19 protein-coding genes are annotated in these 22,010 nt (G+C 56.0%); 10 read left to right on the top strand and 9 right to left on the bottom strand.

Annotation, left to right across the window (positions count from 1 at the left end; translation table 11 throughout):
- Positions 1 to 52: 52 nt before the first annotated feature.
- On the bottom strand, positions 53 to 1,030 hold the full coding sequence (locus tag ABWV79_RS05400) for an alpha/beta hydrolase (protein WP_353390819.1): 978 nt from the start codon (positions 1,028 to 1,030) through the stop codon (positions 53 to 55).
- Positions 1,031 to 1,217: 187 nt separating this feature from the next.
- Here ABWV79_RS05400 and ABWV79_RS05395 point away from each other — a divergent pair, with 187 nt between their 5' ends.
- The 5 genes from ABWV79_RS05395 to ABWV79_RS05375 are packed head-to-tail and all read left to right on the top strand — an operon-like array spanning position 1,218 to position 5,376.
- Positions 1,218 to 2,162, top strand: a complete 945-nt coding sequence (locus tag ABWV79_RS05395; RefSeq protein ID WP_353391693.1) for an alpha/beta fold hydrolase — start codon at positions 1,218 to 1,220, stop codon at positions 2,160 to 2,162.
- Positions 2,159 to 3,646 carry an FAD-binding oxidoreductase gene (locus tag ABWV79_RS05390; protein WP_353390818.1) on the top strand — a complete coding sequence of 496 codons (1,488 nt, stop codon included), beginning with the start codon at positions 2,159 to 2,161 and terminating at the stop codon, positions 3,644 to 3,646. The genes ABWV79_RS05395 and ABWV79_RS05390 overlap by 4 nt, the downstream gene beginning before the upstream one ends.
- Positions 3,643 to 4,053: a DUF4383 domain-containing protein gene (locus ABWV79_RS05385; protein WP_353390817.1), complete on the top strand. Its 411-nt coding sequence runs from the start codon at positions 3,643 to 3,645 to the stop codon at positions 4,051 to 4,053. The genes ABWV79_RS05390 and ABWV79_RS05385 overlap by 4 nt, the downstream gene beginning before the upstream one ends.
- Positions 4,050 to 5,096: a hypothetical protein gene (locus tag ABWV79_RS05380; protein WP_353390816.1), complete on the top strand. Its 1,047-nt coding sequence runs from the start codon at positions 4,050 to 4,052 to the stop codon at positions 5,094 to 5,096. The genes ABWV79_RS05385 and ABWV79_RS05380 overlap by 4 nt, the downstream gene beginning before the upstream one ends.
- Positions 5,086 to 5,376 carry a hypothetical protein gene (locus ABWV79_RS05375; RefSeq protein ID WP_353390815.1) on the top strand — a complete coding sequence of 97 codons (291 nt, stop codon included), beginning with the start codon at positions 5,086 to 5,088 and terminating at the stop codon, positions 5,374 to 5,376. The genes ABWV79_RS05380 and ABWV79_RS05375 overlap by 11 nt, the downstream gene beginning before the upstream one ends.
- Before the next feature lie 3 nt (positions 5,377 to 5,379).
- On the opposite strand, the gene ABWV79_RS05370 is transcribed toward ABWV79_RS05375, so the two are convergent.
- Genes ABWV79_RS05370 through ABWV79_RS05350 form a run of 5 tightly spaced genes read right to left on the bottom strand, consistent with a single transcriptional unit; the run spans position 5,380 to position 11,227 of the window.
- A complete protein-coding gene (locus tag ABWV79_RS05370) occupies positions 5,380 to 6,666 on the bottom strand; it encodes an amidohydrolase family protein (protein ID WP_353390814.1) in 1,287 nt (428 codons plus the stop codon).
- A 2-nt stretch (positions 6,667 to 6,668) separates the two neighbouring features.
- On the bottom strand, positions 6,669 to 7,610 hold the full coding sequence (locus ABWV79_RS05365) for an ABC transporter permease (protein ID WP_170755424.1): 942 nt from the start codon (positions 7,608 to 7,610) through the stop codon (positions 6,669 to 6,671).
- On the bottom strand, positions 7,610 to 8,680 hold the full coding sequence (locus ABWV79_RS05360) for an ABC transporter permease (protein ID WP_502949854.1): 1,071 nt from the start codon (positions 8,678 to 8,680) through the stop codon (positions 7,610 to 7,612). Before ABWV79_RS05360 ends, ABWV79_RS05365 begins: the two co-directional genes overlap by 1 nt.
- Positions 8,680 to 10,197, bottom strand: a complete 1,518-nt coding sequence (locus ABWV79_RS05355) for an ABC transporter ATP-binding protein (protein WP_353390812.1) — start codon at positions 10,195 to 10,197, stop codon at positions 8,680 to 8,682. The genes ABWV79_RS05360 and ABWV79_RS05355 overlap by 1 nt, the downstream gene beginning before the upstream one ends.
- A 40-nt stretch (positions 10,198 to 10,237) precedes the next feature.
- Positions 10,238 to 11,227, bottom strand: a complete 990-nt coding sequence (locus ABWV79_RS05350; protein ID WP_170353890.1) for a BMP family protein — start codon at positions 11,225 to 11,227, stop codon at positions 10,238 to 10,240.
- 346 nt (positions 11,228 to 11,573) lie between these two features.
- Here ABWV79_RS05350 and ABWV79_RS05345 point away from each other — a divergent pair, with 346 nt between their 5' ends.
- The 5 genes from ABWV79_RS05345 to ABWV79_RS05325 are packed head-to-tail and all read left to right on the top strand — an operon-like array spanning position 11,574 to position 17,476.
- On the top strand, positions 11,574 to 13,007 hold the full coding sequence (locus tag ABWV79_RS05345) for a mannose-1-phosphate guanylyltransferase/mannose-6-phosphate isomerase (RefSeq protein WP_353390811.1): 1,434 nt from the start codon (positions 11,574 to 11,576) through the stop codon (positions 13,005 to 13,007).
- Positions 13,008 to 13,066: 59 nt separating this feature from the next.
- Complete coding sequence (locus ABWV79_RS05340; RefSeq protein WP_353390810.1) at positions 13,067 to 14,245, top strand: glycosyltransferase; 1,179 nt, start codon at positions 13,067 to 13,069, stop codon at positions 14,243 to 14,245.
- Positions 14,167 to 15,588 carry a lipopolysaccharide biosynthesis protein gene (locus ABWV79_RS05335; RefSeq protein WP_353390809.1) on the top strand — a complete coding sequence of 474 codons (1,422 nt, stop codon included), beginning with the start codon at positions 14,167 to 14,169 and terminating at the stop codon, positions 15,586 to 15,588. Before ABWV79_RS05340 ends, ABWV79_RS05335 begins: the two co-directional genes overlap by 79 nt.
- On the top strand, positions 15,585 to 16,418 hold the full coding sequence (locus tag ABWV79_RS05330; RefSeq protein WP_353390808.1) for a sulfotransferase family protein: 834 nt from the start codon (positions 15,585 to 15,587) through the stop codon (positions 16,416 to 16,418). The genes ABWV79_RS05335 and ABWV79_RS05330 overlap by 4 nt, the downstream gene beginning before the upstream one ends.
- Positions 16,415 to 17,476, top strand: coding sequence for a polysaccharide pyruvyl transferase family protein (locus ABWV79_RS05325; protein WP_353390807.1), 1,062 nt, complete (start codon positions 16,415 to 16,417; stop codon positions 17,474 to 17,476). Before ABWV79_RS05330 ends, ABWV79_RS05325 begins: the two co-directional genes overlap by 4 nt.
- A gap of 639 nt (positions 17,477 to 18,115) precedes the next feature.
- On the opposite strand, the gene ABWV79_RS05320 is transcribed toward ABWV79_RS05325, so the two are convergent.
- The 3 genes from ABWV79_RS05320 to ABWV79_RS05310 are packed head-to-tail and all read right to left on the bottom strand — an operon-like array spanning position 18,116 to position 21,026.
- A complete protein-coding gene (locus ABWV79_RS05320) occupies positions 18,116 to 18,754 on the bottom strand; it encodes a TadE/TadG family type IV pilus assembly protein (protein WP_353390805.1) in 639 nt (212 codons plus the stop codon).
- A 1-nt stretch (position 18,755) separates the two neighbouring features.
- Positions 18,756 to 19,367 (bottom strand): TadE/TadG family type IV pilus assembly protein, encoded by a 612-nt coding sequence (locus tag ABWV79_RS05315; RefSeq protein WP_353390804.1) that lies wholly within the window; start codon positions 19,365 to 19,367, stop codon positions 18,756 to 18,758.
- 21 nt (positions 19,368 to 19,388) lie between these two features.
- Positions 19,389 to 21,026 (bottom strand): TadE/TadG family type IV pilus assembly protein, encoded by a 1,638-nt coding sequence (locus tag ABWV79_RS05310; RefSeq protein ID WP_353390803.1) that lies wholly within the window; start codon positions 21,024 to 21,026, stop codon positions 19,389 to 19,391.
- Positions 21,027 to 22,010: the final 984 nt, after the last annotated feature.

Here is a 22,010-nt window from a genome sequence, read left to right as displayed (position 1 = left end):
GATAGATAGCCATGAAATTCATCCATAGACCTTATTAGGGTCTACTCATCGTCTAGGGTGAAGGCAGAATAACGGACCTGCGATATTCCTCATGGGGGAAGACACGTCCGGATTGAATACAGTCAAAGATATGCTTGAACACCTGTCCGGGCTCACCGCCCGGCGTTACCGGCCCAAAATAATTGTGACCTGTCGGGCTATCATAGCGCGTGTTGACGTCATCGCAATCGACCTGAAACACGTTGCGTGGCGTTCGGTCGATGTTTTCGGGGCCTGTGTGCCCCAATCGCCGCGAGGCCACTTTATTCTTGAGGTTCGCCGCCTTACTGGCCCGCAGCGCCAGATCGTCTGACGCGAAATAAACCACTACATTGCGCGACGCATGGCTGACCAGAACTCCCGGTTCGTCTTCGTGCACCGTTTCATTCACCACATCAGCTGCGACCATAAACGTGTTACGAAACAATAGCGGCACGCCCGAGGCCAGATCATAGCGGTCCCATTCGATCAGCGTTTGCCTCAACACGCGGTTGCCCATTGAATGCGCCAGCAGGTTGATCCGCTTTAGACACGGGGCCACGTCAGGTTCATTCTCGGCGCTGTTGCGCCATTCCAGAAACCGCTCCAACACGCGCGCAAAGGAATACCCGCTTTGGTCTGCGGATTTCTGGTCGTCCCAGTATTTCTGAACGATCCCATGCTCGTTGTCACTGGGCCAGATAAGTGGCAGCACCATCACTTCGCCCGGATCGGCCAGATCACACAGGCGTTGCAGCTCGGCTGTGGTTCGAAGGACATCGTCAGGCAGGTTGTTGAACCCATGCAGGTATAGCAGAATCTGGCGGCAATCGCTGTCACGGACCCGCCGCAACAATTCGGCACTTGTGATTTCGGTATGGTGTTCGTCTTCACCCTTTTCGCAATAGAACACCGAATTGGACGGCGCATTGTTGTTGAGGTCAAAAGTGAACCGGCGCCCGCGTCGGGTACGAATGCTTTGGGTCGGGAATCTGTTGGTTATGAAAAGCATGCAAAAAAACTCCGATTAAAAGTAAAACTACCCTAGCAAGCTGCCGGAGATCTGTCAGCTTTTGCCAAAATCACACGCTTTGGAACGGTAAGGTTTTCCTCGGTTGCATTAAAACTTCAAGCGCCCAACTATAAATTCAATGCGTGTATTTTTTAGATTTGTTTTTACGGGTTTGCTCCTTGTGGCGATGGTTCTGATCGGGCTGCGCCTTGTTGCAAACAACCGCGAAACCATCGCTTTGGGGCAGGAACTGCCATTGGGCGGCCAGTTGATCGAGACAGCCGAAGGTGCCGTTTTTGTGCTGGAACGTGGCCCTGACACTGGCGCTCCGGTCTTGTTTGCGCACGGTACGGCAGCCTGGTCCGGCCTGTGGCTTCCTACGCTCGATTCCGTCGCGGACGCAGGCTTTCACGCAATCGCGTTTGATATGCCCCCGTTTGGATGGTCACAACACCCTGACGACAGCGATTACAGCCGCCCCAAACAAGCCGATAGTGTGATCGCCCTGCTTGAGGCATTGGACAACCAGCCAATAGCCGTCGCGCATTCCATCGGGGCAGGCCCTGTTGTCGAAGCCGTAATGCGCCGCCCTGATCTGGTGTCGGGCCTTGTTGTAGTGAACGGAGCGATAGCCCTTGGCAGGCATGATCCACCAACCGAGACCCCGATTTACCTGCAAAGCGACACTGTGCGCCCGTTTATCGCCTCGGCCACGGTGTCGAATCCGATTTTGACCAAAGCTTTCCTGCGCAGCTTCCTGCACATCAAGTCCGCAGCGACGGATGATGTCACCGCGCTGCTGCTAGAACCCATGGCCCGCATCGGATATACTGACGCGGTGGCAGACTGGTTACCCCAGCTGCTGGTTCCGCCCCAAAATGCGCTCAGCACCCGAGCCGAGAACTGGCAAGCGCTGCAACTGCCGGTCGGTCTGATTTGGGGTATTGAAGATACCGTGACGCCTTTGGAACAGGCCCAGGAATTGCTGACCTTGATCCCCGATGCGCAATACAGGGCGCTTCAGGGCGTGGGACATATCCCTCAGCTTGAAGACCCACAGGCGTTTCAGGCCGCGCTGATCGAGATATTGCAAACCCTTTCAAACGCACGACCTGACGAGGCCGATTCATGAGCACATTCACCAGAAGAGCCGCCTTGATTGCCGCCGGAGGGGTGGCCGGTTGGGGCCTGTCGCGCTTGCTTGGCGCCGATTTGCCAAGTTATGACGGAACGCACCGCACCTTTGCGCCCCAAGACGCGAAGATCATGAACGATGCCAGCGGCCTGTCACCGACCCCGATCCACAAACATCTGGTCATAACCGAGGATGCCGGCGACGCGCTTGTGACCGCAATTCGAAATGAGTTGACGCGGGCGCAGGCAGATGGGCGGCCGGTCAACGTGGGCGCGGCCCGACACTCGATGGGCGGTCAGGCCATTCCGCGCAACGGCACGGCGCTGACTTTCGATAATGGCTCTGTTCAGATGGACAGTACCGCGCAGACCTATCTGGCGCATGCGGGCGCGCGGTGGTCTCAGGTGATCTCGGCGCTGGACCCTGCAGGATTTTCGCCAAAGGTCATGCAGTCAAACCATGATTTCGGCGTTGCTGCGACCTATTCGGTCAATGCACACGGATGGCCGGTGCCCTTCGGTCCTATGGGATCTACGGTGCGGTCACTGCGCATGGTGTTGCCATCCGGAGAGCTTGTTACCTGTTCACCCACCGAAAACGCCGATCTGTTCAACCTCGGCATGGGTGGCTACGGGCTGATCGGCTTAATCGTGGACCTTGAGGTCGAGATGGTCCCGAATACCCGACTGACACCGTCTTTTGACGTGATGGAGGCGACCGCTTTTGCCGACAGCTTCAAAGCGGCTGTCGAAGATCCAGCTGTCACGATGGCCTATGGTCGCCTGAATGTTGAACGTGAGACGTTCTTCGAACACGCCCTGCTGATCGCCTATCGCGAAACCGATGATCAGTCGGACCTGCCCCCTGCGGCGGGATCGGGGTGGATGTCACACGCAGCCAGCCGCCTTTATCGGGCGCAACTGGGCAGCGAGGCGTTCAAGACCTTCCGCTGGTGGAACGAAACCAAACTGGGCCCGGCCCTGGGCGGTGGCGAGGCGACACGGAATTCGTTGATTAACGAACCCGTCGTCACGCTGGATGACCGCAACCCGGATCGCACGGATATCCTGCACGAATACTTCGTGGGCTTCGACGCCTTTGATGATTTCCTGACTGCCTGCCGCGAAGTGATACCGGCCTCGTACCAGGAATTCCTGAATGTCACACTGCGCTATGTTGCACAGGACGAACAGGCAGTGCTGTCGTTTGCCTCGGAACCCCGGATCGCCGCTGTGATGTCTTTCAGCCAGGAAATGACGCAGCGGGGCGAGGCCGACATGGCCCGCATAACTCGCGCTCTGATTGACCGGATTGTTGAGATCGGAGGGGCCTATTACCTGCCCTACCGCCCGCATGCCACGCTGGATCAACTGACAGCCGCTTATCCGCGCGCAGCAGAATTCGCGCGGGTCAAGCGTACGCTCGACCCGCAACTGGTGCTGCGAAACAACCTTTGGGACAGCTATCTGGGGCAAGTATGACGAACCTTCAAAAGCTATGTATCGTTTATTTCGTCGCGCTGATGATTGCGGCGTCGTTGAACTATGTGCCCGGCCTGACTGATGAAAACGGGCTGGCCTTCGGTATTTTCGCGCTGGATATCTATGACGACGCGCTACACGTGGCCTCGGCCCTATGGGCTTTGATCGCGGGGCTCATGTCGCACAAAGCGGCGCGCACGTTCCTGATCCTGTTCGGGCTGGCCTATCTGGGCGATGGCGTCTTCGGCTTTTTCACCGGTTACGGCTATCTGGACTTGGGCATCTTCACCAATCCGTCGGCCGGGATGGACCTGTCGCTGGGGCGTATCTTTGCCAATCTTCCGCATCTGGCATTGGGCGGCATCGCCGCCTGGGCCGGACTGCGTGACGCAATGAGATCATCGTGAGGTTTCTTCTGCGCTGGCTTCGGCGCCTGGTTCTGCTCGTTGTTGTTATCGTGATCGCACTGGCCGCACCCATCATCTATGTCGAAACAAGCTGCAAAGGCACCGCACAGCCGCAATCATACGCTTCGCTTCTGCCCCCGGAACATCACCGCCCGGAAACGCGGACACTAATGACCTATCCCGAATGGCATATCGTTCATGCCTATGATGACTATGCCAAGGTTATCAGCACGGGAGACCCGCATGATTACGGCTTCTGGCAGGGGATCACCGGGTTCTGGACATCGCTCTGTGCCCTGACTGAAAACGCCTCGGCCCATGGTGAGATTGATTGGCCCACCAAACAGATGGTCTACGTTATCGGCACCAGCTTTACCACCGAATTGGCCATGAAAGCTGCCTATGAAGAAACGGTGGGCCGCCTGTTTGCCGCACTGCGCGAACCTGATCGAGCACCACTTGACGATCTTTCTGCGCGACAAGCCTCTTCATATGCAGAATTCCTGCAGCAGGTTCCATGGTACAAATGGCCATTTGCCGAAGACGCACAAGCCCTGTTGGAACAATCCACCGGATCTTTGCGTGACAGCGAACGGGCCATTGCGCTGGGGTTGGAGTATACGGCGAAAGACGCCTATGCTGGCGTAATTGAACAAGCCGTGGCGCAGGTGGGCACCGATGAACTGACCCTGCGAATGATCCTGGCCGCAGATGAGGACATCACTGGCTATACGGATGTTAAGGTTATCGCCATTCGACCAGAAGGGACTGAAGTTGAAACTCCCCGCTACCGTACCCTGACCAATCTGTTGGCTCAGATGGCCCGCGACGGGCTGGAAGTGGTCGAGATCGCGGGTAATGACGACATAATGTTCACCGCTATTTCGGATCAACCAACCACAGCAGGTTCCGTATTCAGTACCCCTCGTCAGGGATATGGGGATTATCGGCATCTGATCGTGGTAAAGGTTCCGGCTCTTCTCGAAACCCTGCGCCAGCTAGAGAGCTCGGGTCTGACGCTGGAACACGTACATGACTATTAAGTCGATCCTAACCACCTTGCCCATGGTGTTGCTGGGCTGGATAGCGACGCTTGTAATCGTTGCCCTGCTGACGGACGAAGCTCCGGCCTATGTAGTGGTGCTACCGCAGGACGGGTTACTTCGGAACCTTCCTGACGACACAGCGGTGCTGACGGCCTCGCGGTTAAGCATCACAGTGGCCTCGGACGTTCCGGGCTTCGCCAAATCGCTCTACGCCAGCGGAGCAAGGCTGGTTCTGCCGGCGGGCCTGCCGGGATGTTTGCCGCTGCCGAAGGTTTGATAACTATCCTTCAAATGGAACACGAGCCTCGTCCAGCGTTCTTTTTCCGGACGGCAGGCTCAGATCATGCGTCACCGGGGCCGACCGAGAGATCACCCGCCCCTTGCGCACCACAGCCAGCCGGTGCGCGCGTAAGCGGATCGCCTCAATCGGATCTGCCGCTTGCAACAGCACGAAATTCGCATCACAGCCTTTGGCCACACCGTATCCGTCCAACCCCATGATGCGGGCGGAATTCGTAGTTACTGCTTCGAAACACCATGCCATGTCTGCGCGGCTGGATAACTGCCCCACATGCAACCCCATAAAGGCCACGTCCAGCATGTCGGCCTTGCCCAGCGAATACCAGGGATCCATCACACAGTCAGAGCCGAACCCGACCGTGATCCCCGCATCGCGCAACTCTCGTACGCGGGTCTGGCCCCGTCGCTTGGGATAGCTGTCATGGCGGCCTTGCAGCATGATGTTGATCAGAGGATTCGGGATCGCATGCACCCCGGCCTCGACCATCAGCGGGATCAGTTTCGAAACGTAGTAATTGTCCATCGAGTGCATCGACGTCAGATGAGACCCCGCCACCCGGCCATTCAGCCCCAATCGCTGGGTTTCATAGGCAAGCGTCTCGATATGGCGGCTATGGGGGTCGTCGCTCTCATCACAGTGCATATCGACCATCAAGCCGCGTTCAGCCGCGATTTCACACAGCAGTCGGACGGATTCCGCCCCATCCGACATGGTCCTTTCGAAATGCGGGATACCGCCCACCACATCAACGCCCATATCCAGCGCGCGGAGTGTGTTCTGCATCGCGGTCGGGTCGCGTAACACACCATCCTGCGGGAAGGCCACCAATTGCAGGTCCAAATAGTCTTTTACCTGCTCGCGTACCTGCAACAGCGCCTGCACGCCCTTCAGTTCATCATCGCAAGTATCCACATGGCTGCGGATCGCGCCGATGCCCTTGGCTACGGCAAGCTCGCAATAGCGCAACGCGCGGGCGACGATGTCATCGACCGATTGCAACGGCTTTAACTCACCCCACAGCGCGATCCCCTCAAGCAGCGTGCCCGAGACATTCATGCGTGGATTGCCCAGTGATAGGGTCGCGTCCATGTGGAAATGCGGATCGACAAATGGGGGTGAGACCAACTGACCCTGGGCGTCGATCACTTCTGCCGCGTCGGTGGTGATCCCGGCTTCGACCGCCGTAATCTTGCCGTCCTGACAGGCGATATCCATGCCGGTCTGACCGTCCTTCAAGGTGGCGTTTTTGATAAGCAGATCGACCATAATCAGCGTTGACCTTTAAACCATGGGGTAAGCAATGCTCGTGGATAATCGGCCGAGCGCGCGGCGATCACAAGGGCGATGATCGACAGGACATAGGGTACCATCAGGAAGACCTGACCGGGGACCAACGCACCAACCTCGGTTTGCAAGCGTACCTGAAGCGCGTCGAACGCACCGAATAGCAGCGCGCCCAGCAGCGCCTTGCCCGGCCTCCAACTGGCGAAAATGACCAGCGCAATACAGACCCAGCCGCGCCCGTTGACCATACCGAAAAAGAAAGCGTCAAAGGCGCTCATGGTCAGGAAGGCTCCGCCCAGAGCCATCAGGGCCGAACCCACGACGATGGCACCGATCCGCAGCCCATAGACCGAAAGGCCCTGCGCATCGACGCTGTCGGGGTTGTCCCCCACGGCCTTGATGGCCACGCCCAGCGCGGTGCGGTTCAGCACGTACCAGACCACCACAACCAGCAGCAGCGCAAGCCATGTCAGCGCCGTCTGTTGGAACAAAACGGACCCTAAAAAAGGTAAATCTGACAGCACAGGCAAATCCAGTGGCTGAAACGGCTCGATCCTCGGCGGTGACGAAACGTTCGGCAGCGCCGTGCGATAGGTGTAATAGCTGGCCGAGGTCGCAAACAACGTGATCCCTAACCCCGAGACGTGCTGCGACAACCCCAAAGGCACCGTCAGGATCGCGTGCAGCAAGCCGAAGAACCCTCCGGCCAACGCGGCAACCAAAACACCGCCCCACAAGCCAGCACCCAACCAGACGGCCATCCAGCCGCACATGGCGCCAACGACAAAGATGCCCTCGATTCCAAGGTTCAAAACGCCCGCCCGTTCGCAGATCAGCGCGCCCAGCACGCCAAAGATCAGCGGTGTGGCAATACGCAGGGACGCAGCCCAAAAGCTTTCAGAGAGCAGGATGTTGAGGATATCCATCATGACGCAGCCCTCGTGGTGCTGGCCCGGACGATGCGATACCGCGCCACGAACCCGCCGACCAGAACGCAGAGCAACGACATTGAAACGACCAGATCCGCCAGGAACGACGAGACACCCATGGCCCGGCTCATACTGTCGGCGCCCACGAAGATTGAGGCGATAAACAGCGCAGCAATCACAACCCCCACCGGCGAAAGCCCCGCCAGCATGGCGACGACAATGCCCGTGTAGCCAAAGCCCGGCGACAGATCAGCGGTTAGGTATCCTTTCAGACCTGCGACTTCACTGACACCCGCAAGCCCGGCCAGACCACCCGACAGAATGGCCACGCCGAACAGCGATCGGTTCACGTTGATCCCTGCGTGACGCGCGGCGGCGGCGTTCTCTCCGACTGCGCGCAGGCGGAAGCCACATACAGATCGCGCCAACATGAATTGTGCCAATCCGGCAAGTATTAGAGCCAAAATAAGCCCCGAATGAACGCGCATCCGGTCCAACAACGGAGGCAGCATTCCCTGTTCCAAAACCGGAGCAGATTGCGGCCAACCCAACCCCATCGGATCTTTCAATGGCCCTTCCAGCATCATCTGAACGAAGATCAGGATAATGAAGTTCAGCAACAGCGTCGTGACCACCTCATCCGCACCAAAGCGGGTTTTCAAATAAGTGGGGGCGACCATCCCCGCCGCCCCCGCCGCCGCGCCCAAAAGAACGATCAGCGGTAACAGAAGGATGCCAGAGATATCCAGCACCCCAGATCCAATAGCCACGGCGGCCATAGCGCCCAGATAAAGCTGTCCCTCGGCCCCGATGTTCCACAGCTTTGCGCGAAAGGCCAACGCGGCAGCGAGGCCGGTGAAGATCAACGGTGTCGCCCGCGTCAGCACCTCAGAGAAGGCAAAGACCGACCCAAAGACGCCACGAAACATCTCGGCGTATGCAGTGATCGGATCTGCACCCGCAGCCAGCAGGGGAATGGCAGCAAAGCCCAGCGCGATCACGGCGGACAGGATGGGCACACCCAGAGTGAAAGCCCGCGACTGGGTTTGGCGCGGTTCGATGCGGATCATGCTGGTTCTCCTGCCATCATCAGTCCGATCTGCTCGCGGTCGCGACCGGGGGCTTCATGCAATTCGCCGTCACGGATCACAACGATGCGGTCCGCTAGGCATAGCAATTCATCAAGGTCCTCGGAAATCAGGACCACACCAGCGCCACGCGCCCGTGCGTTCAGCAAACGTTTGCCGACCTCTGCCGCCGCGCCCATGTCCAGACCACGTGTCGGTTGGTTTGCCAGAATAAGGCGCGGGGAGCGGTCAAACACACGCGCCAGAATAAGCTTTTGGATATTGCCCCCCGACAACAAGCGCGCTGGCGCATCAACACCCGGTCCGCGCACGTCATAGGCTTTGGACAGCCGCGCGGCGTTGTCTTGGATATCTTCCCGCAGCAACAAACCATAGGACTGAACCTCGGGGTCGTTTAACCGCTCTATCACCATGTTTTCGGCCACGCTCATGGCCCCTACGATCCCCTCGTGATGCCGATCTTCGGGAATCCGGCCAACGCCTGCACCCACCATTTTGGCGGGGGTCGGAGAGGTGATTTCGACTCCATCCACCCGAATTAGACCCTGTTCTGGCCGTGTCAGACCCGCAATGACGTTGGCCAGACCGCTTTGCCCGTTGCCCGATACACCGGCAATCCCCAGAATTTCATGCGCACGAACAGTCAGGTTCACCCCGGTCAATGTGTCCCGTTTGGACCGCCCTGGAACTGAAACGTCGGACATGGTCAGCACGGGATCACCCGGTGTCAGTTCGGACCCGGCCAGCTCGGGCGTGTCGGCACCAACCATCATGCGTGCGATCGATTTCTCGTCGGCATCCGCAGTCAACATCTCGCCGACCTTCTTCCCGTGGCGCAACACAGCGATACGATCAGAGAAAGACAAAACTTCGCGCAGTTTGTGACTGATGAAAATGACTGACAGCCCCTCGTCCGTCATCTGTCGAATGTTCTGGAACAGCGTGTCGGCCTCTTGCGGGGTCAGAACGGCAGTCGGTTCGTCCAGAACCAGAATGCGCGCGTCGCGGTAGAGGGCTTTGAGAATCTCGACACGCTGACGCTCACCCACTGACAAACGCCCGACCGGTGTGTCCAGGGGAGCGGTCAGGCCGCTTTGCGCCATGATCGCCTCGATCTTGCGGCGTGCTTCGCGCCGTTTGCGGCGCAAGGCAAACAATGGTTCGGACCCAAGCGTAATGTTGTCCAAAGCCGAAATATTCTCGGCCAGCGTGAAATGCTGATGCACCATTCCCACACCCGAAGCCAGTGCCACCTGCGGATGGCCCAGCGGCAAGGGGTGCAGATGCCCGGCCTCATCCGCTACGTCAATAGAGCCTGAATCGGGCAAATAATGCCCAAACAGCATATTCATCAGCGTGGTCTTACCCGCGCCGTTTTCGCCCAGCAATGCCAGAACCTCACCTTTGTTCAGGCTCAGGTGGACGTTGTCATTGGCGATGACCGGGCCGAAATGCTTGCTCAACCCGTTGAGTTTCAGAACTGTGGATTTGGTCATTTGGAAAATGGGCCGGTATCACAGACCGGCCCGAAAAGGATCACTGGTCCGAGACCGGGCGATCGTCATTCACATTCACGCGGAACAGACCATCAAGGATTTCCGCCTGACGGGCATTGACCGCTTCGACAACATCAGCAGGCACCAGCTCCTCGTCCAGAACCATCGAGCCACCGCCATAGCCCATAAAGCTGTACTGGCCGTAATCCGACGCCTCGAACGTGCCGCTGGAAACGTTGGCGATGGCTTTGTCGATTGTCGGCTCCATATGCCACAAGGCCGATGCCATGATCGTACCCGGATAGTCGCCCGACGTGTCGATGACGTTGCCAACGGCCTTGACGCCGCGCTCAACCGCTGCATCCGATACACCAAAACGTTCGGCATACATGATGTCCGCACCTGCATCCATCATGGCGATCGCGCTTTCCTTAGCTTTAGGCGGGTCGTACCAGCTGTCGATAAAGGTCACGAGGAATTTGACATCCGGGTTCACCTCGCGTGCGCCGTCCATGAAGGCGTTCATCAGGCGGTTTACCTCGGGGATGGCGTAACCGCCGACCATACCGATCACGTTTGATTCAGTCGCGGCACCGGCAACCATGCCTGTCAGATAGGATGGTTCGTGAATCCAATTGTCAAAGACCGAGAAATTCGGCCCCACAGGACCGAAGGACGATCCCATCAGAAATGCCGTGTCAGGATAATCCTTGGCCACTTTGCGCGCCGCACGTTCCAGACCAAACACCTCGCCCACGATCAGTTGCGAGCCCTGTTCAGCATATTCGCGCATCACCCGCTCGTAATCCGTGTTGGCCACGTTCTCCGAGAATACGTATTCGATATCGCCGCGCTCGGCGGCAGCGTTCAGCGCTTTGTGGATGCGGCTGATCCACTGTTGTTCCACCGGCAGAGTGTAGATTGCGGCCACCTTGACCGTCTCAGCCGCCGCCAGACCGGCAGAGTACAAAGTGGACGCCGCCGCAACGGCAGCAAGCAATAACCTTCGCGATAATTTATGATCAGCCATGACACTCTCCTGTTTTTTGGGATGCGAGCATTTTTTTACTGTTCAGTCAAATTGTTCATCTGGCTTAGCGGGTTGGTTGCACGGTTTTTTGACTCTGGCGATCATTTTTTAATCATCGCCTGCAAACTCTTTTCGGCGTTTAGAAACAAATGCTTAGTGTCGTCCAAACGGCGATAGGGCAGTCTTGAGCACATGAGTTTCACCTTTTGGATAGCGGGTGAGTCAAAAATGTACGAACTCAATCAAAAATGAGAATTCTACATCGCAAACATGCCCCTTAGCTTGTCAAAGGAAAGGCCATTCTCTAGGACCAAAGACAACCTAGGTTTGATTGAGTGAAACCATCATGCAGATTACTCCCGTTCTTTTGTGCGGAGGCTCTGGAACCCGCTTGTGGCCGCTTTCCCGCAAAAGCTATCCAAAACAATTCGTGTCGCTGATCGGGGACAATACCCTGTTTCAAAGCTCGGCGCTGCGATTGTCCGCTGACAACGATCAGCTGCAATGCACTGCACCAATGGTTCTGACCAACTCGGACTTTCGCTTTATCGTGACCGAGCAATTGCAGTCCGTTGGCATCGACCCCGGAGCCATCCTGATCGAGCCCGAGGGCCGCAACACCGCCCCAGCCGTTCTGGCTGCCGCCCTTCATGCGCATGCTGAAGACAAAGACGCAGTGCTGTTGGTTGCACCGTCTGACCACGTCGTTCCTGATGTCGCAGCATTTCACGCTGCTGTGGCACAGGGTCTAGATGCGGTGGCGCAGGGGCAACTGGTGACATTTGGCATAACGCCGACACATGCGGAAACGGCTTATGGATATCTGGAACTGGCTGAACAACCCGGCACCGACGGCGCCGCTGTTCCTTTGAAGCAATTCGTGGAAAAGCCCGATGCCAAGCGGGCGGCTCAGATGTTGGCAGCTGGGAATTTCAAATGGAACGCCGGTATCTTTCTGTTCCGCGCGACCGATATCATCGCAGCTTTCGAAAAACATGCGCCAACGCTGTTGGAGCCGGTACAAAAAGCGCTGGACGTCGCCAAACCTGACCTGGGCTTTCTGCGTCTTGCGGCTGAACCATGGTCGAAGGCCGAGGATATCTCGATCGACTATGCAGTCATGGAAAAGGCGGACAACCTAGCCGTGGTTCCGTTTGATGCAGCCTGGTCGGATCTGGGCGGCTGGGACGCGGTATGGCGCGAAAGCGGGCCAGATGCCGACGGAGTCGTGACCACCGGAGATGCCACCGCCATCGACTGTCATGACACTCTGCTACGGTCGGACAGCGACAGGCTTGAGGTCGTGGGTATCGGGTTGAACAATATCATGGCCGTCGCGATGAATGATGCGGTGCTGGTGGCAGACAAGTCCCGAGCGCAGGATGTCAAGAAAGCCGTTTCCGCGCTTAAGGCCAAGGGGTCTGCGCAGGCCACCCAATTCCCCAAGGACCATCGGCCTTGGGGGTGGTTTGAGAGCCTGGTTGTGGGTGACCGCTTTCAGGTCAAGCGGATACTTGTCCATCCCGGCGCGTCATTGTCGCTGCAAAGCCATGTCCACCGCTCTGAGCATTGGATCGTGGTCGAAGGCACCGCAAAAGTGACAATCGACGACGACGTAAAACTGGTGACCGAGAACCAGAGCGTTTACGTACCGCTCGGCTCGGTCCACCGGATGGAGAATCCGGGCAAAGTGCCCATGGTACTGATCGAAGTTCAAACCGGGGCCTATGTCGGCGAAGATGACATCATTCGATACGAAGACGTTTATGCGCGGGACTGATCGCATCAACTTGACGGCAGCGCGGTATTGAAGCGCTGTCAGTTTCACAGGTTTTTTGAATGACAGATTTTAAAGCGCTTCCAACCGAGCATTCCGAGAGGAATTCGGCCGATTTGGCGGGGCTTCGGGTGGCAATTGTTCACTATTGGCTTTTGGGCATGCGTGGAGGCGAAAAAGTTGTCGAAAGCCTTCTGGAGCTGTTTCCGAACGCGGTCATAATCACCCATGTCTACGACCCCGCTCAGGTCAGTGACAGGATCAGACGGCACGAGGTTCGGGAAACCTTTATCTCGAAGCTGCCCGGCGCGCGAAAGCACTATCAGAAATACCTGCCTCTGATGCCAATGGCGCTTGAGCTTATGGATATGACCGAGTTCGACGTGATCCTGTCCAGCGAAAGTGGCCCGGCCAAAGGTATCATCCCCCGACCCGACGCGGTGCATCTGTGCTACTGTCATTCGCCCATGCGCTATATCTGGGACCATTATCACATCTATCGCGCCTCTGCCGGTCGCTTCGCCCGTCTGGCAATGCCGTTTGTGGCGCACAAGCTGCGGATATGGGATGTCACCAGCGCCGCACGGGTGGACCGTTTCATGGCAAATTCGGGCTTCGTCGCCCAGCGCATAAACAAGTATTACAGGCGCGAAGCAGATGTCATTTTCCCGCCCGTCGAAATCGATGACTTCAGCATCTCGGACGACGTCGGCGATCACTATCTTCTGGCGGGGGAAATGGTGTCTTATAAACGGGCCGATCTGGCCATTGATGCCTTTAACGCTTCGGGGCGTAAACTGGTTGTCGTCGGCGATGGCGAACTGCGCGAAGAGCTGACGAAAAACGCCAAAGACAACATCACGTTTCTTGGGCGTTTGCCCTTTGCGGAGCTGAAACGCCAATTTGCAACCTGCAAAGCGCTGGTCTTCCCCGGGGAAGAAGATTTCGGGATCATCCCGGTCGAGGTGATGGCCTCGGGGCGCCCAGTGGTGGCCTATGGGCGCGGCGGAGCATTGGATACAGTGCTGCCGGGTGTTTCAGGCGTGCATTTTCACGACCAGACAGTGACAGCGTTGAATGCCGCGATTGATGCGCTTGAGGGCGACGTGGCGCTAACCAATGCACCTTCGAAAATACGCGCGCATGCGGCCAGGTTCGATCAATGGGTCTTCAAGGCCAAAATCGCGGATCTGGTGAGGCAAGAACTGCACCTGACCGCCCCGGACCTGCGCCGCGCATAATGCTCCAAAGCGACACTAACACGGGTACAAAGACCTCGGGCAGAAGGTTTGCCCTTAGAAGCCTAGCCGCTCTGTGTATAAAATGCGGAGCGGCGGGGCTTTCATTTCTGATGTTCGTCGCCTTGTCACGCAGCCTTGGCGACGTGGGATTTGGACAGTTCAGCTTTGCGTTTTCATTGGCGACTATATTGGCGATTGTCGGGTCGATCGGGCAACGCAGTGTCATTCTGCGCTTTGCTTCGTTCTATTTGCACGAACAAGAGGACGCCAAAGCCCGGGGCGTTTTGCGGTTCAGCTATGCCATTGTCCTAAGCGGTTCGATCATAGCGGCATTGGGCTTGGCTTTGACGGCATACGCCCTGCCGTCCTTCGCAAACCAGCAGGGCTTCTTGTGGTCTGCGGCCCTGTTGACGGTTGCGCTGGCTCTGGCCGAGTTTCAGCCCAATCCACAAAGGGCTGCGGGTTCGGTCTGGATCGCACTTGTTCCAAGGGACATCCTGTTCCGCCTGATCGTGATCTCAGTGGCCGCTCTGGCGGTATCCGGATGGTTGCCTGGTTTGAATGCAGTGACCACAGTGTTGACCATGTCGGGCCTTTTGATCGTGCTGACATTGGCGCAGTCCTTTCTGCTCCCCCTGACAAACCCGGTGCGATTGCTGCGCGGGCCTGCCGATTTCAGTGAGAAACGCAAATGGCTGTCGGCCTCATGGGGGATGTGGGGAAACTCGGTTGTCAACGCGGCTGGGCGCAACGTGGCGATTGTCATCCTTGGCGGGCTGCTTCCTGCCGCTATGGTGGGTGCCGTTTTTGCCGCAATGCGCACGGCCATGGTGCTTGAACTGTTCCTGATGGCGATCAACATCGTCGCAGCCCCCTTGCTGGCGGCCCAGTTTGGCAGGAACGATCACAATGGTGCGGAAACCACCTGTCGCCGGATTAGCCTGATGCTGGGCCTGCCAACGTTGGTCAGCTTCCTGATATTCGTTCTGTGGGGGGACCACATATTAGAGCTGTTTGGCCCCGGATACGCAGTGGTTCACCCCGAGTTGATCGTGATCAGCTTTGGCTATCTTGTCAGCGCCTTTTCAGGGCCGACGACCCAGATCATGGAGATGTCGGGACATGAGCGGGTGCACTTTGTCATGCTGTCCGTCACAACCGGTCTGTCCTTGGCGGCCTTGCCCTTTTCCGTTTCGGCTTGGGGGACCATGGGCGCTGCGTTTTGCATAAGCCTGAACCTGATTGCTCTGAACTGTGCTGCCTATTTTTATGTTTTCCGGAAAACAGGGATCTCTTCCGGACTGGTAAACCTATCCTTCCTTGCAAAGGAGCCACGGGCATGAGCGATCAAAAAAGCCCCGTGAACTTTTTGTATCTGGGGGGCGACAAATGCGGCTCGACCTGGATTTGGCATATTTTGAACCAGCATCCCGATGTCGCTCTGGCCACCGCGAAAGAGATTTTCTATTTCGACCGCTTTTACGACAAAGGTCCGGACTGGTACCGCCGTCAATTTCCCGACGAAACCAACGCCATACGCATCGGTGAGATCTGCCACGATTATCTTTATTCCGAGGTGGTGTTGCAAAGGATTGCGCAAGATCTGCCACAGCACAGCCGGTTTCTGGTGACGGTACGCGACCCGGTTTCGCGCAGCGTCTCTCATTGGAAATACCTGCGAAAGATTGGCCGGACGACTGCCAGTTTCGAAGACGCCTTACACCAGAAGCCGCAGATCATCGAACACTCGTTGTTCGGCAAGCACGTTCAGAACGCCATGCGCCACCTTGGAAAAGATCGCGTGCATGTTCTGGATTTCGGGCAACTCAGATCAGATCCACATGGGTTTGGTCGCGCCATGAGCGAAGCACTGGGCATTCGTTTCATGGACACCCTGTCCTATGACGACCGGATCCTCGAAGCACAGGCCGCTCGAAGTCCGATGCTTGTCGGCCTATTGCGCAATAGCGGTTGGGCGGTCCGCCGTCTTGGGTTGCCCGGCGTCGTATCCAGGGTCAAAAGCAATTCGCTGGTTTCGAAAATCCTGTTCACCTCTGATGCCGGATCAAACCCTGCCGCGCCCAAGGCGCAGACTCTGGAAGACCTGCAAAACCGGTTCGGACCGGATCAGGCGCTGTTGGCAAACATTTTGGTATCAAAGGGAACGGGATGAAGATCGTATTGGCCGCAGTCATGCATAGCCCCAATCTCGGGGACGGTTTGATCGCCGATTGTCTGACAACTGAGTTGCGTCGCCAAAACGAAGGTCTTTATATGTGTTGGTTGGACCTGGCGGGGCGTCAGACGTTTGCCAAACCACCAAAGGGTGCCCGGACCTTACTATTGTCCCTGCTAAACCGGTTGCCCCAAGGCATCTCTCAACACCTTGCGACCCGACTTGTCAGGCGACAAATCCGCAAACGGCTTGAACCCTTGATCCCTGATCGCTTTGGCGACGCCACGGCCGTCGTGATTGGCGGAGGTCAGTTGCTGAGCGATGCCAACCTGAATTTTCCCTTCAAGATATCCCGTGTCGTGCATGAAGCAGAGCGGCGCGACCTGCCCATCGCCCTACATTCCGTTGGCGTCGCAAAAACCTGGTCACCCCGCGGTCTTGCGGTTTTCGCCGATCTATTGAGCTCGACCAAATTGTGCTTTGTGTCTGTTCGCGATCAGGGGTCGGCGGACAATCTTCGTCAGCACTACGAAACACTAGGGTTGAACACACCAGAGATTCACGTTGTTCCTGATCCGGCCCTCATCGCGGGCAATTTGGACTTGCCTCCACCGCCAGCCGATGTTGCGGGAACCATCGGATTGGGTGTCGCACACCCGGCGGCCATCAAAACCCATACCGATCAAGACGCGCTTGGCTTCCGACAGTCCCTATCTCAATACCAGTCGATTCTGGCCGAGTTCCAAACCCGACAAGAACCCGTCACGCTGTTCACAAACGGGGCGGGCGAAGATGAAGAGATGCTGGAACAACTGTGGACGTCCCTTTCATCCAAGCAAAATCTGTTCCGGATGCCGCGACCACAAAAACCGCGAGAGCTTGTCACCGCCATAAAGGCCATGGATACGGTCGTGTCTCACCGTTTGCACGCATGCATCACCGCACATGCGGTCGAGACTCCCGCTATCGGGTTTCGGTGGGATGCCAAGCTTGACGGGTATTTCGCCCGTGTCGGAGGTATCAGCTCGGCACCTTTGATCTTGTGCACGCCATGAATTCTGTTGCGTCCAGTCTCCATAAACCATGATCGCAAAGGTTCGGGGTAATATGCCGCCATGACTTGGCTAAAGTAGTCAAAATCCTCTTTCGACAACCGGCGCCGCCCACGTGAAGGACCATGGAACCCGAAAACCGTGCGTGGTTCAACGCACGTACCGGTCAAGCCCAGAAACATTGTACAGGTCGAAAAACAGACACGCCCGCGAATTTCGATCTGAACCCCATGTCTTTGAAGATTCTCCAGCTCGACAATGCGATCGTGTAAATATCCACCCCGATCATTACCAACTACGAAGGAGTTAAACGTTTCCGCCAAACTGACCGTCGGCAGACACAGCAAGCCAACCCAAGCAAGACACATGACCAGACCGGCACGGTACCGGTTGGTTTTGCGACCTTCCACCCGTAGTTTCGCTCCGCAGCTCCACATCCCTTTTCTCCAACCCGATGAAACACGGGTTCAGAGCTAGTCGGCATCAGGACCGTAGAGGTGCACGGCATGTGTTGAAAGTGTGTTTTAAATCAAAGATTTATATTTACTTCACCGAAAATTTTAGCAGCCTTGGAAATTACTACAGGACGTCGTTTAAGCCGAACGGCAGAGGCACAATCGTCGGTGGCATCCGGGCTTTGAATTAGTTGTTAAAACAATCCCGGATGATCTGGTTACCGTCCGTATCTATGGCGCCCGTATCGAACTTAATTTGCGGTGCCAAACGCGGGCGAGTGAAGGCAATCGAATCAAAGGTTTGGGCTGAGATAATCAAATCGCCAAACCAAGGAGTATAGTCCAGAAACGCCTCGGTCATGAGTAACGTGTCACCCTCAGCAAAAAGCGGGATCCGGTCCGCGTAGAAGATCATCTGCGCATTTGTGAGATCCGTCAGCCCGTCGGTCGACTCGGACCAACAGAATTCCAAAACACGCTGCGCCTGATCCGCGCAATCTGCCGTACACTCGACCGTCGACATCCTGAGTTCGGTTGGATAGCTGTTGTTTGTCAGAAACCTGTAAATGCTGTCCATACCGTCGAAATAGCCTGAATCGATGAAATTGTCTTCCCGGCTGACCATGTCAGATACGGTATAGGCTGCCTTAGACTGCAGATACGTAACCCGTATCGCATCCTGCACAACGATACCTCCGGCCGTCAAAAAGATCAGAAACGGTAACACCATTCCCATTTCGACAAGCGCGGCACCGCTTGTATCTGCTTTAAGGCGGGCAACAGCGCCAGACACGGCGCGGACGTAACTGTTCAACTGGTTAAACATGTCAGAAAGGCTCGTTCACAAAGGCTGATTTGGACACAAGGGCGAAATTCCCGAACTCGTCATACCGCGGCAGCGATCGCAGCGCGTTGATCGGGGGAAACAATGAGCCCTGAATCAGGCAGGCCCGCGCCACCATCAACTGGTTCTCGATTCCAGTACTGAAATCAATTGGCGGCATATAACCGTCTTCCGGTGTCGTATCGAGGCAATTGGTTTGACCCAGATCCAAGTTCCACACCGATCTTTCTACCTCGCGCACCTGCAGCAACAGGTTGTCCGAACAATTCCAAAGGATGAAACGCGCCAAGGGTTTGGCACACATAGCATCTTTGACCTTTTCGTGATCCGGATCGGGAATCAATCCGAGGCGTAGCTCGCGAAAAGTCTGGTCCGTCACACGATCCAGCGAGATCTGACGCATCTTCAGAAAGCTGAACTCAAGCGTCATATAGCAGATCAACAAAAGCAGCGGTAAGCAGAACGCATATTCGACCAGCACTGCGCCCACTTCGTTCTTTCGCCAATTTCGAAGTCTGGTCACAAAGCCGCTGTTCGCATCGGATTCTGGTTGTTGCGATACGGCCATATTTTTGTCGTTACGAATGGTAGTCATGATCAAAACCCTCCGCCCTCGTTACTGTGTCAATCGCAAGCGGTTGATCTGCCGCGCGATCGACTCAAAGGCCGAAGCAATATCAAGGCTATTCACGTCATAGAAAAAGGCGGGGGACGAGGCACAGTCCAAAAGAGTGGCATCGCCCTGCGCATAGGTATCCATGCCGATGGTAAAGATAGTGATACCACTGTCCTTGGCCGCCTGACAGATCGCGGAGGTACGAGGGTTCTTCGTCGTGTTTAGGGTTGATGTGACGATCCGATTATAATGGTTGTTGGCCGATCGCCGGGTATCCGCTGGCGCAAGTATGTCGTTTACAAATCGGCGTACTGGCATAGCTGCCCAGACCTCTGGCCAAGTCAAACGGACGGCTCCTCCGCCTGGCGACGTGCTCCAGAAGTTACCCGGGACGTGATAGTAATCAAATGGCCCGCGACGGTTCCTGAAATAGGCATACCTGTTCGTTCCTGGCACGTTGAATACCGGCGAATTGCCACTGCGAAAGGGGGGTTTGATGTCGTAGCTCTGCGTATTCTCGCCGTCTGACATCACGATCAGATATTTTACCGTATCGGCGCTGGTGAAGTCATCAGGAACGTTTCGTGCGGCCGGAGCGGCTAAGTATTCAAATCCGGCAGTTCCTGACAAGGATGACAAAACCGGTCTCAACGACGGATCCAGCATGGCAGCGCCCCATTTCGCCGCCATTTCAATCGAAGTGAAACCGTAAGGCTGCATTGCTCGGATACGCGCCTTAAGAACTTCGGGATCCTCCGCCCATGGAACAATGTCACGTACAGCAGAGTCAGTTGGGCAAACTGCGCCAAACTGAGTGACATCGCTGCCAAGCCCTCGGGCGTCATGGTGCGCTGTTCTGGATAGGGTCGTATCTGTAGGGATGACTGTCGTTTGGTAGTCGGAAGCGTTGCTGAAGGTCACGCAGTTCGAAGTGGAATGCTCAGAACTGACCGTGAAGTTGCTAAGCAATGCTTCACCAACGGAAACCTGGGTTGCAAATGGAACGAGTGAAATCGTTGTGTTACCAGGCTGACCCGGGCGGGGCTGGACAGCGTCTACGAATGCTTGGGCTGCTGGAATCAACAAATCCATCCGAGACGGTGTGGCAGCTGGCCCGCTGGTAGCCCCTGGCGCCCACGACATCGAACCGGAATTGTCCAGGGCGACTGCAATTTCCAGATCCTGGCGCGACTCTGTTGCAGCACCAACAACGGGTACATCCCATGACTCCCAACCCACAACTTGTGTTAGATAAGCCGGAACTTCTTCGCCCGCAGTAATTCTAATCGTCCGTTCAGTTGGCGTGTTTACTATCGAGACATTCTTCAGGTTGGCAGCAAGCCCTGCTTTTTCAAAAAAATCCTCGACCAGATCTTCAGGATCCAAAACCTGCTCAAGATCCGCCGAGGCAAGGCTGGCCGCGTCCGTCGTATTTTGCAGTTTGACCCGAACATTCTCGGTCAGCGCAAGCTCCAGCGCAAATCCAATAAATGCAAGCATCGGGATGATCATCATGGCGACCAAAACCAGAACCGCACCCTCGGACTCGCTACGGAAACGGGTCATCAATCCACATGCGTCATCGCTGGTTTGCTGGCTTCGCTTTATCGAAAGGAATACCGATTTTCCTTCGGTCAAATCTTCAAAATCTGTACCCATCTGAACAACTCATAACTGGTGGAACCGTGAACAATTTGAAAAAGCAGTTAATAACTTACACCAAAATGAACTTAAAATGAACTGGAAATGAACGAATTTTGTCAATTTTGGGACACATTCTTTTAATCGGATAGCTTGTACCGTCTTCAAACCCGAGACTCTGCGGCATCGTCATACCCGGTGAGACGAGTACTCGCGAACGCTATCCTAGCGGTATGTGTGCCAATTTTTCCATTGTATTTCCAACACTTGAAATGCTGCTGTGCTCGTATTATTTTTCCGAACTAAACAACCTACTTGTTTGGTTTAGTCGATTAGGGGCACGGAAACTTGGTGTCACATGCTTTAAGCTAATTGTCTTTCCTCGCTGACTACGGTCATTTTTGAACATGAATTGGTGATCCACATACAAGTTATTCACTTATTGTTTCCACCAAGCTTGAAATTCATTTTTTAGCACTCAGTGATTAATCGATTCTGAGCCCTCTAACTCTGAATCGTTGCGGCGGGATCCCGATTGCTGATCCTGACCGGCTGCCACATCGATAACCCGACTCGCGCGGTTCGGTCGCGTGGGTTGTTTCGAACAAGCAGAAAATACTTACGCAAACGTCAACGAGCTATGCAGTTACACTTGGCTGACAGTACCCACGGAAACTGTGGGTTGGTTTTTCTTCAGCGTAGAGAATCGGCGACTACAGTGGTTCGTTTTGGTTCAATTAGTGTGCTGTTCTTTGCTCTGTTGCGTAGCACCGCTGTAGCACCACGCTCCAACACGTCAAATACAAACACCGCCCGAAGGCGGCGTGTAATCTATTGTTTTCTGGTTTTAGAGATTGGTTGCGGGAGTAGGATTTGCGCCTCTGACCTTCAGGTTGTGTGCATGGCGCGGTTGCGACGTTAAGCCCTTGATCCGGGGGATCAATTTTAGTCTGACCGGGCTGTGTAGGGGATTTCTGACGC

It is taken from the genome of Ruegeria sp. HU-ET01832 (assembly GCF_040371315.1).
Classification (GTDB): Bacteria; Pseudomonadota; Alphaproteobacteria; order Rhodobacterales; family Rhodobacteraceae; genus Ruegeria; species Ruegeria lacuscaerulensis_A.
Note: the sequence above shows the minus strand (reverse complement) of the source record. Positions and strands in the feature narration are given on the sequence as shown.

Excerpts from the sequence above, each read along its gene's own strand:
- ABWV79_RS05400 (WP_353390819.1), bottom strand. The coding sequence starts at position 1,030 with ATGCTTTTCATAACCAACAGATTCCCGACCCAAAGCATTCGTACCCGA.
- ABWV79_RS05395 (WP_353391693.1), top strand. The coding sequence starts at position 1,218 with ATGGTTCTGATCGGGCTGCGCCTTGTTGCAAACAACCGCGAAACCATC.
- ABWV79_RS05390 (WP_353390818.1), top strand. The coding sequence starts at position 2,159 with ATGAGCACATTCACCAGAAGAGCCGCCTTGATTGCCGCCGGAGGGGTG.
- ABWV79_RS05385 (WP_353390817.1), top strand. The coding sequence starts at position 3,643 with ATGACGAACCTTCAAAAGCTATGTATCGTTTATTTCGTCGCGCTGATG.
- ABWV79_RS05375 (WP_353390815.1), top strand. The coding sequence starts at position 5,086 with ATGACTATTAAGTCGATCCTAACCACCTTGCCCATGGTGTTGCTGGGC.
- ABWV79_RS05370 (WP_353390814.1), bottom strand. The coding sequence starts at position 6,666 with ATGGTCGATCTGCTTATCAAAAACGCCACCTTGAAGGACGGTCAGACC.
- ABWV79_RS05365 (WP_170755424.1), bottom strand. The coding sequence starts at position 7,610 with ATGGATATCCTCAACATCCTGCTCTCTGAAAGCTTTTGGGCTGCGTCC.
- ABWV79_RS05355 (WP_353390812.1), bottom strand. The coding sequence starts at position 10,197 with ATGACCAAATCCACAGTTCTGAAACTCAACGGGTTGAGCAAGCATTTC.
- ABWV79_RS05350 (WP_170353890.1), bottom strand. The coding sequence starts at position 11,227 with ATGGCTGATCATAAATTATCGCGAAGGTTATTGCTTGCTGCCGTTGCG.
- ABWV79_RS05345 (WP_353390811.1), top strand. The coding sequence starts at position 11,574 with ATGCAGATTACTCCCGTTCTTTTGTGCGGAGGCTCTGGAACCCGCTTG.
- ABWV79_RS05340 (WP_353390810.1), top strand. The coding sequence starts at position 13,067 with ATGACAGATTTTAAAGCGCTTCCAACCGAGCATTCCGAGAGGAATTCG.
- ABWV79_RS05335 (WP_353390809.1), top strand. The coding sequence starts at position 14,167 with ATGGGTCTTCAAGGCCAAAATCGCGGATCTGGTGAGGCAAGAACTGCA.
- ABWV79_RS05330 (WP_353390808.1), top strand. The coding sequence starts at position 15,585 with ATGAGCGATCAAAAAAGCCCCGTGAACTTTTTGTATCTGGGGGGCGAC.
- ABWV79_RS05325 (WP_353390807.1), top strand. The coding sequence starts at position 16,415 with ATGAAGATCGTATTGGCCGCAGTCATGCATAGCCCCAATCTCGGGGAC.
- ABWV79_RS05320 (WP_353390805.1), bottom strand. The coding sequence starts at position 18,754 with ATGTTTAACCAGTTGAACAGTTACGTCCGCGCCGTGTCTGGCGCTGTT.
- ABWV79_RS05315 (WP_353390804.1), bottom strand. The coding sequence starts at position 19,367 with ATGACTACCATTCGTAACGACAAAAATATGGCCGTATCGCAACAACCA.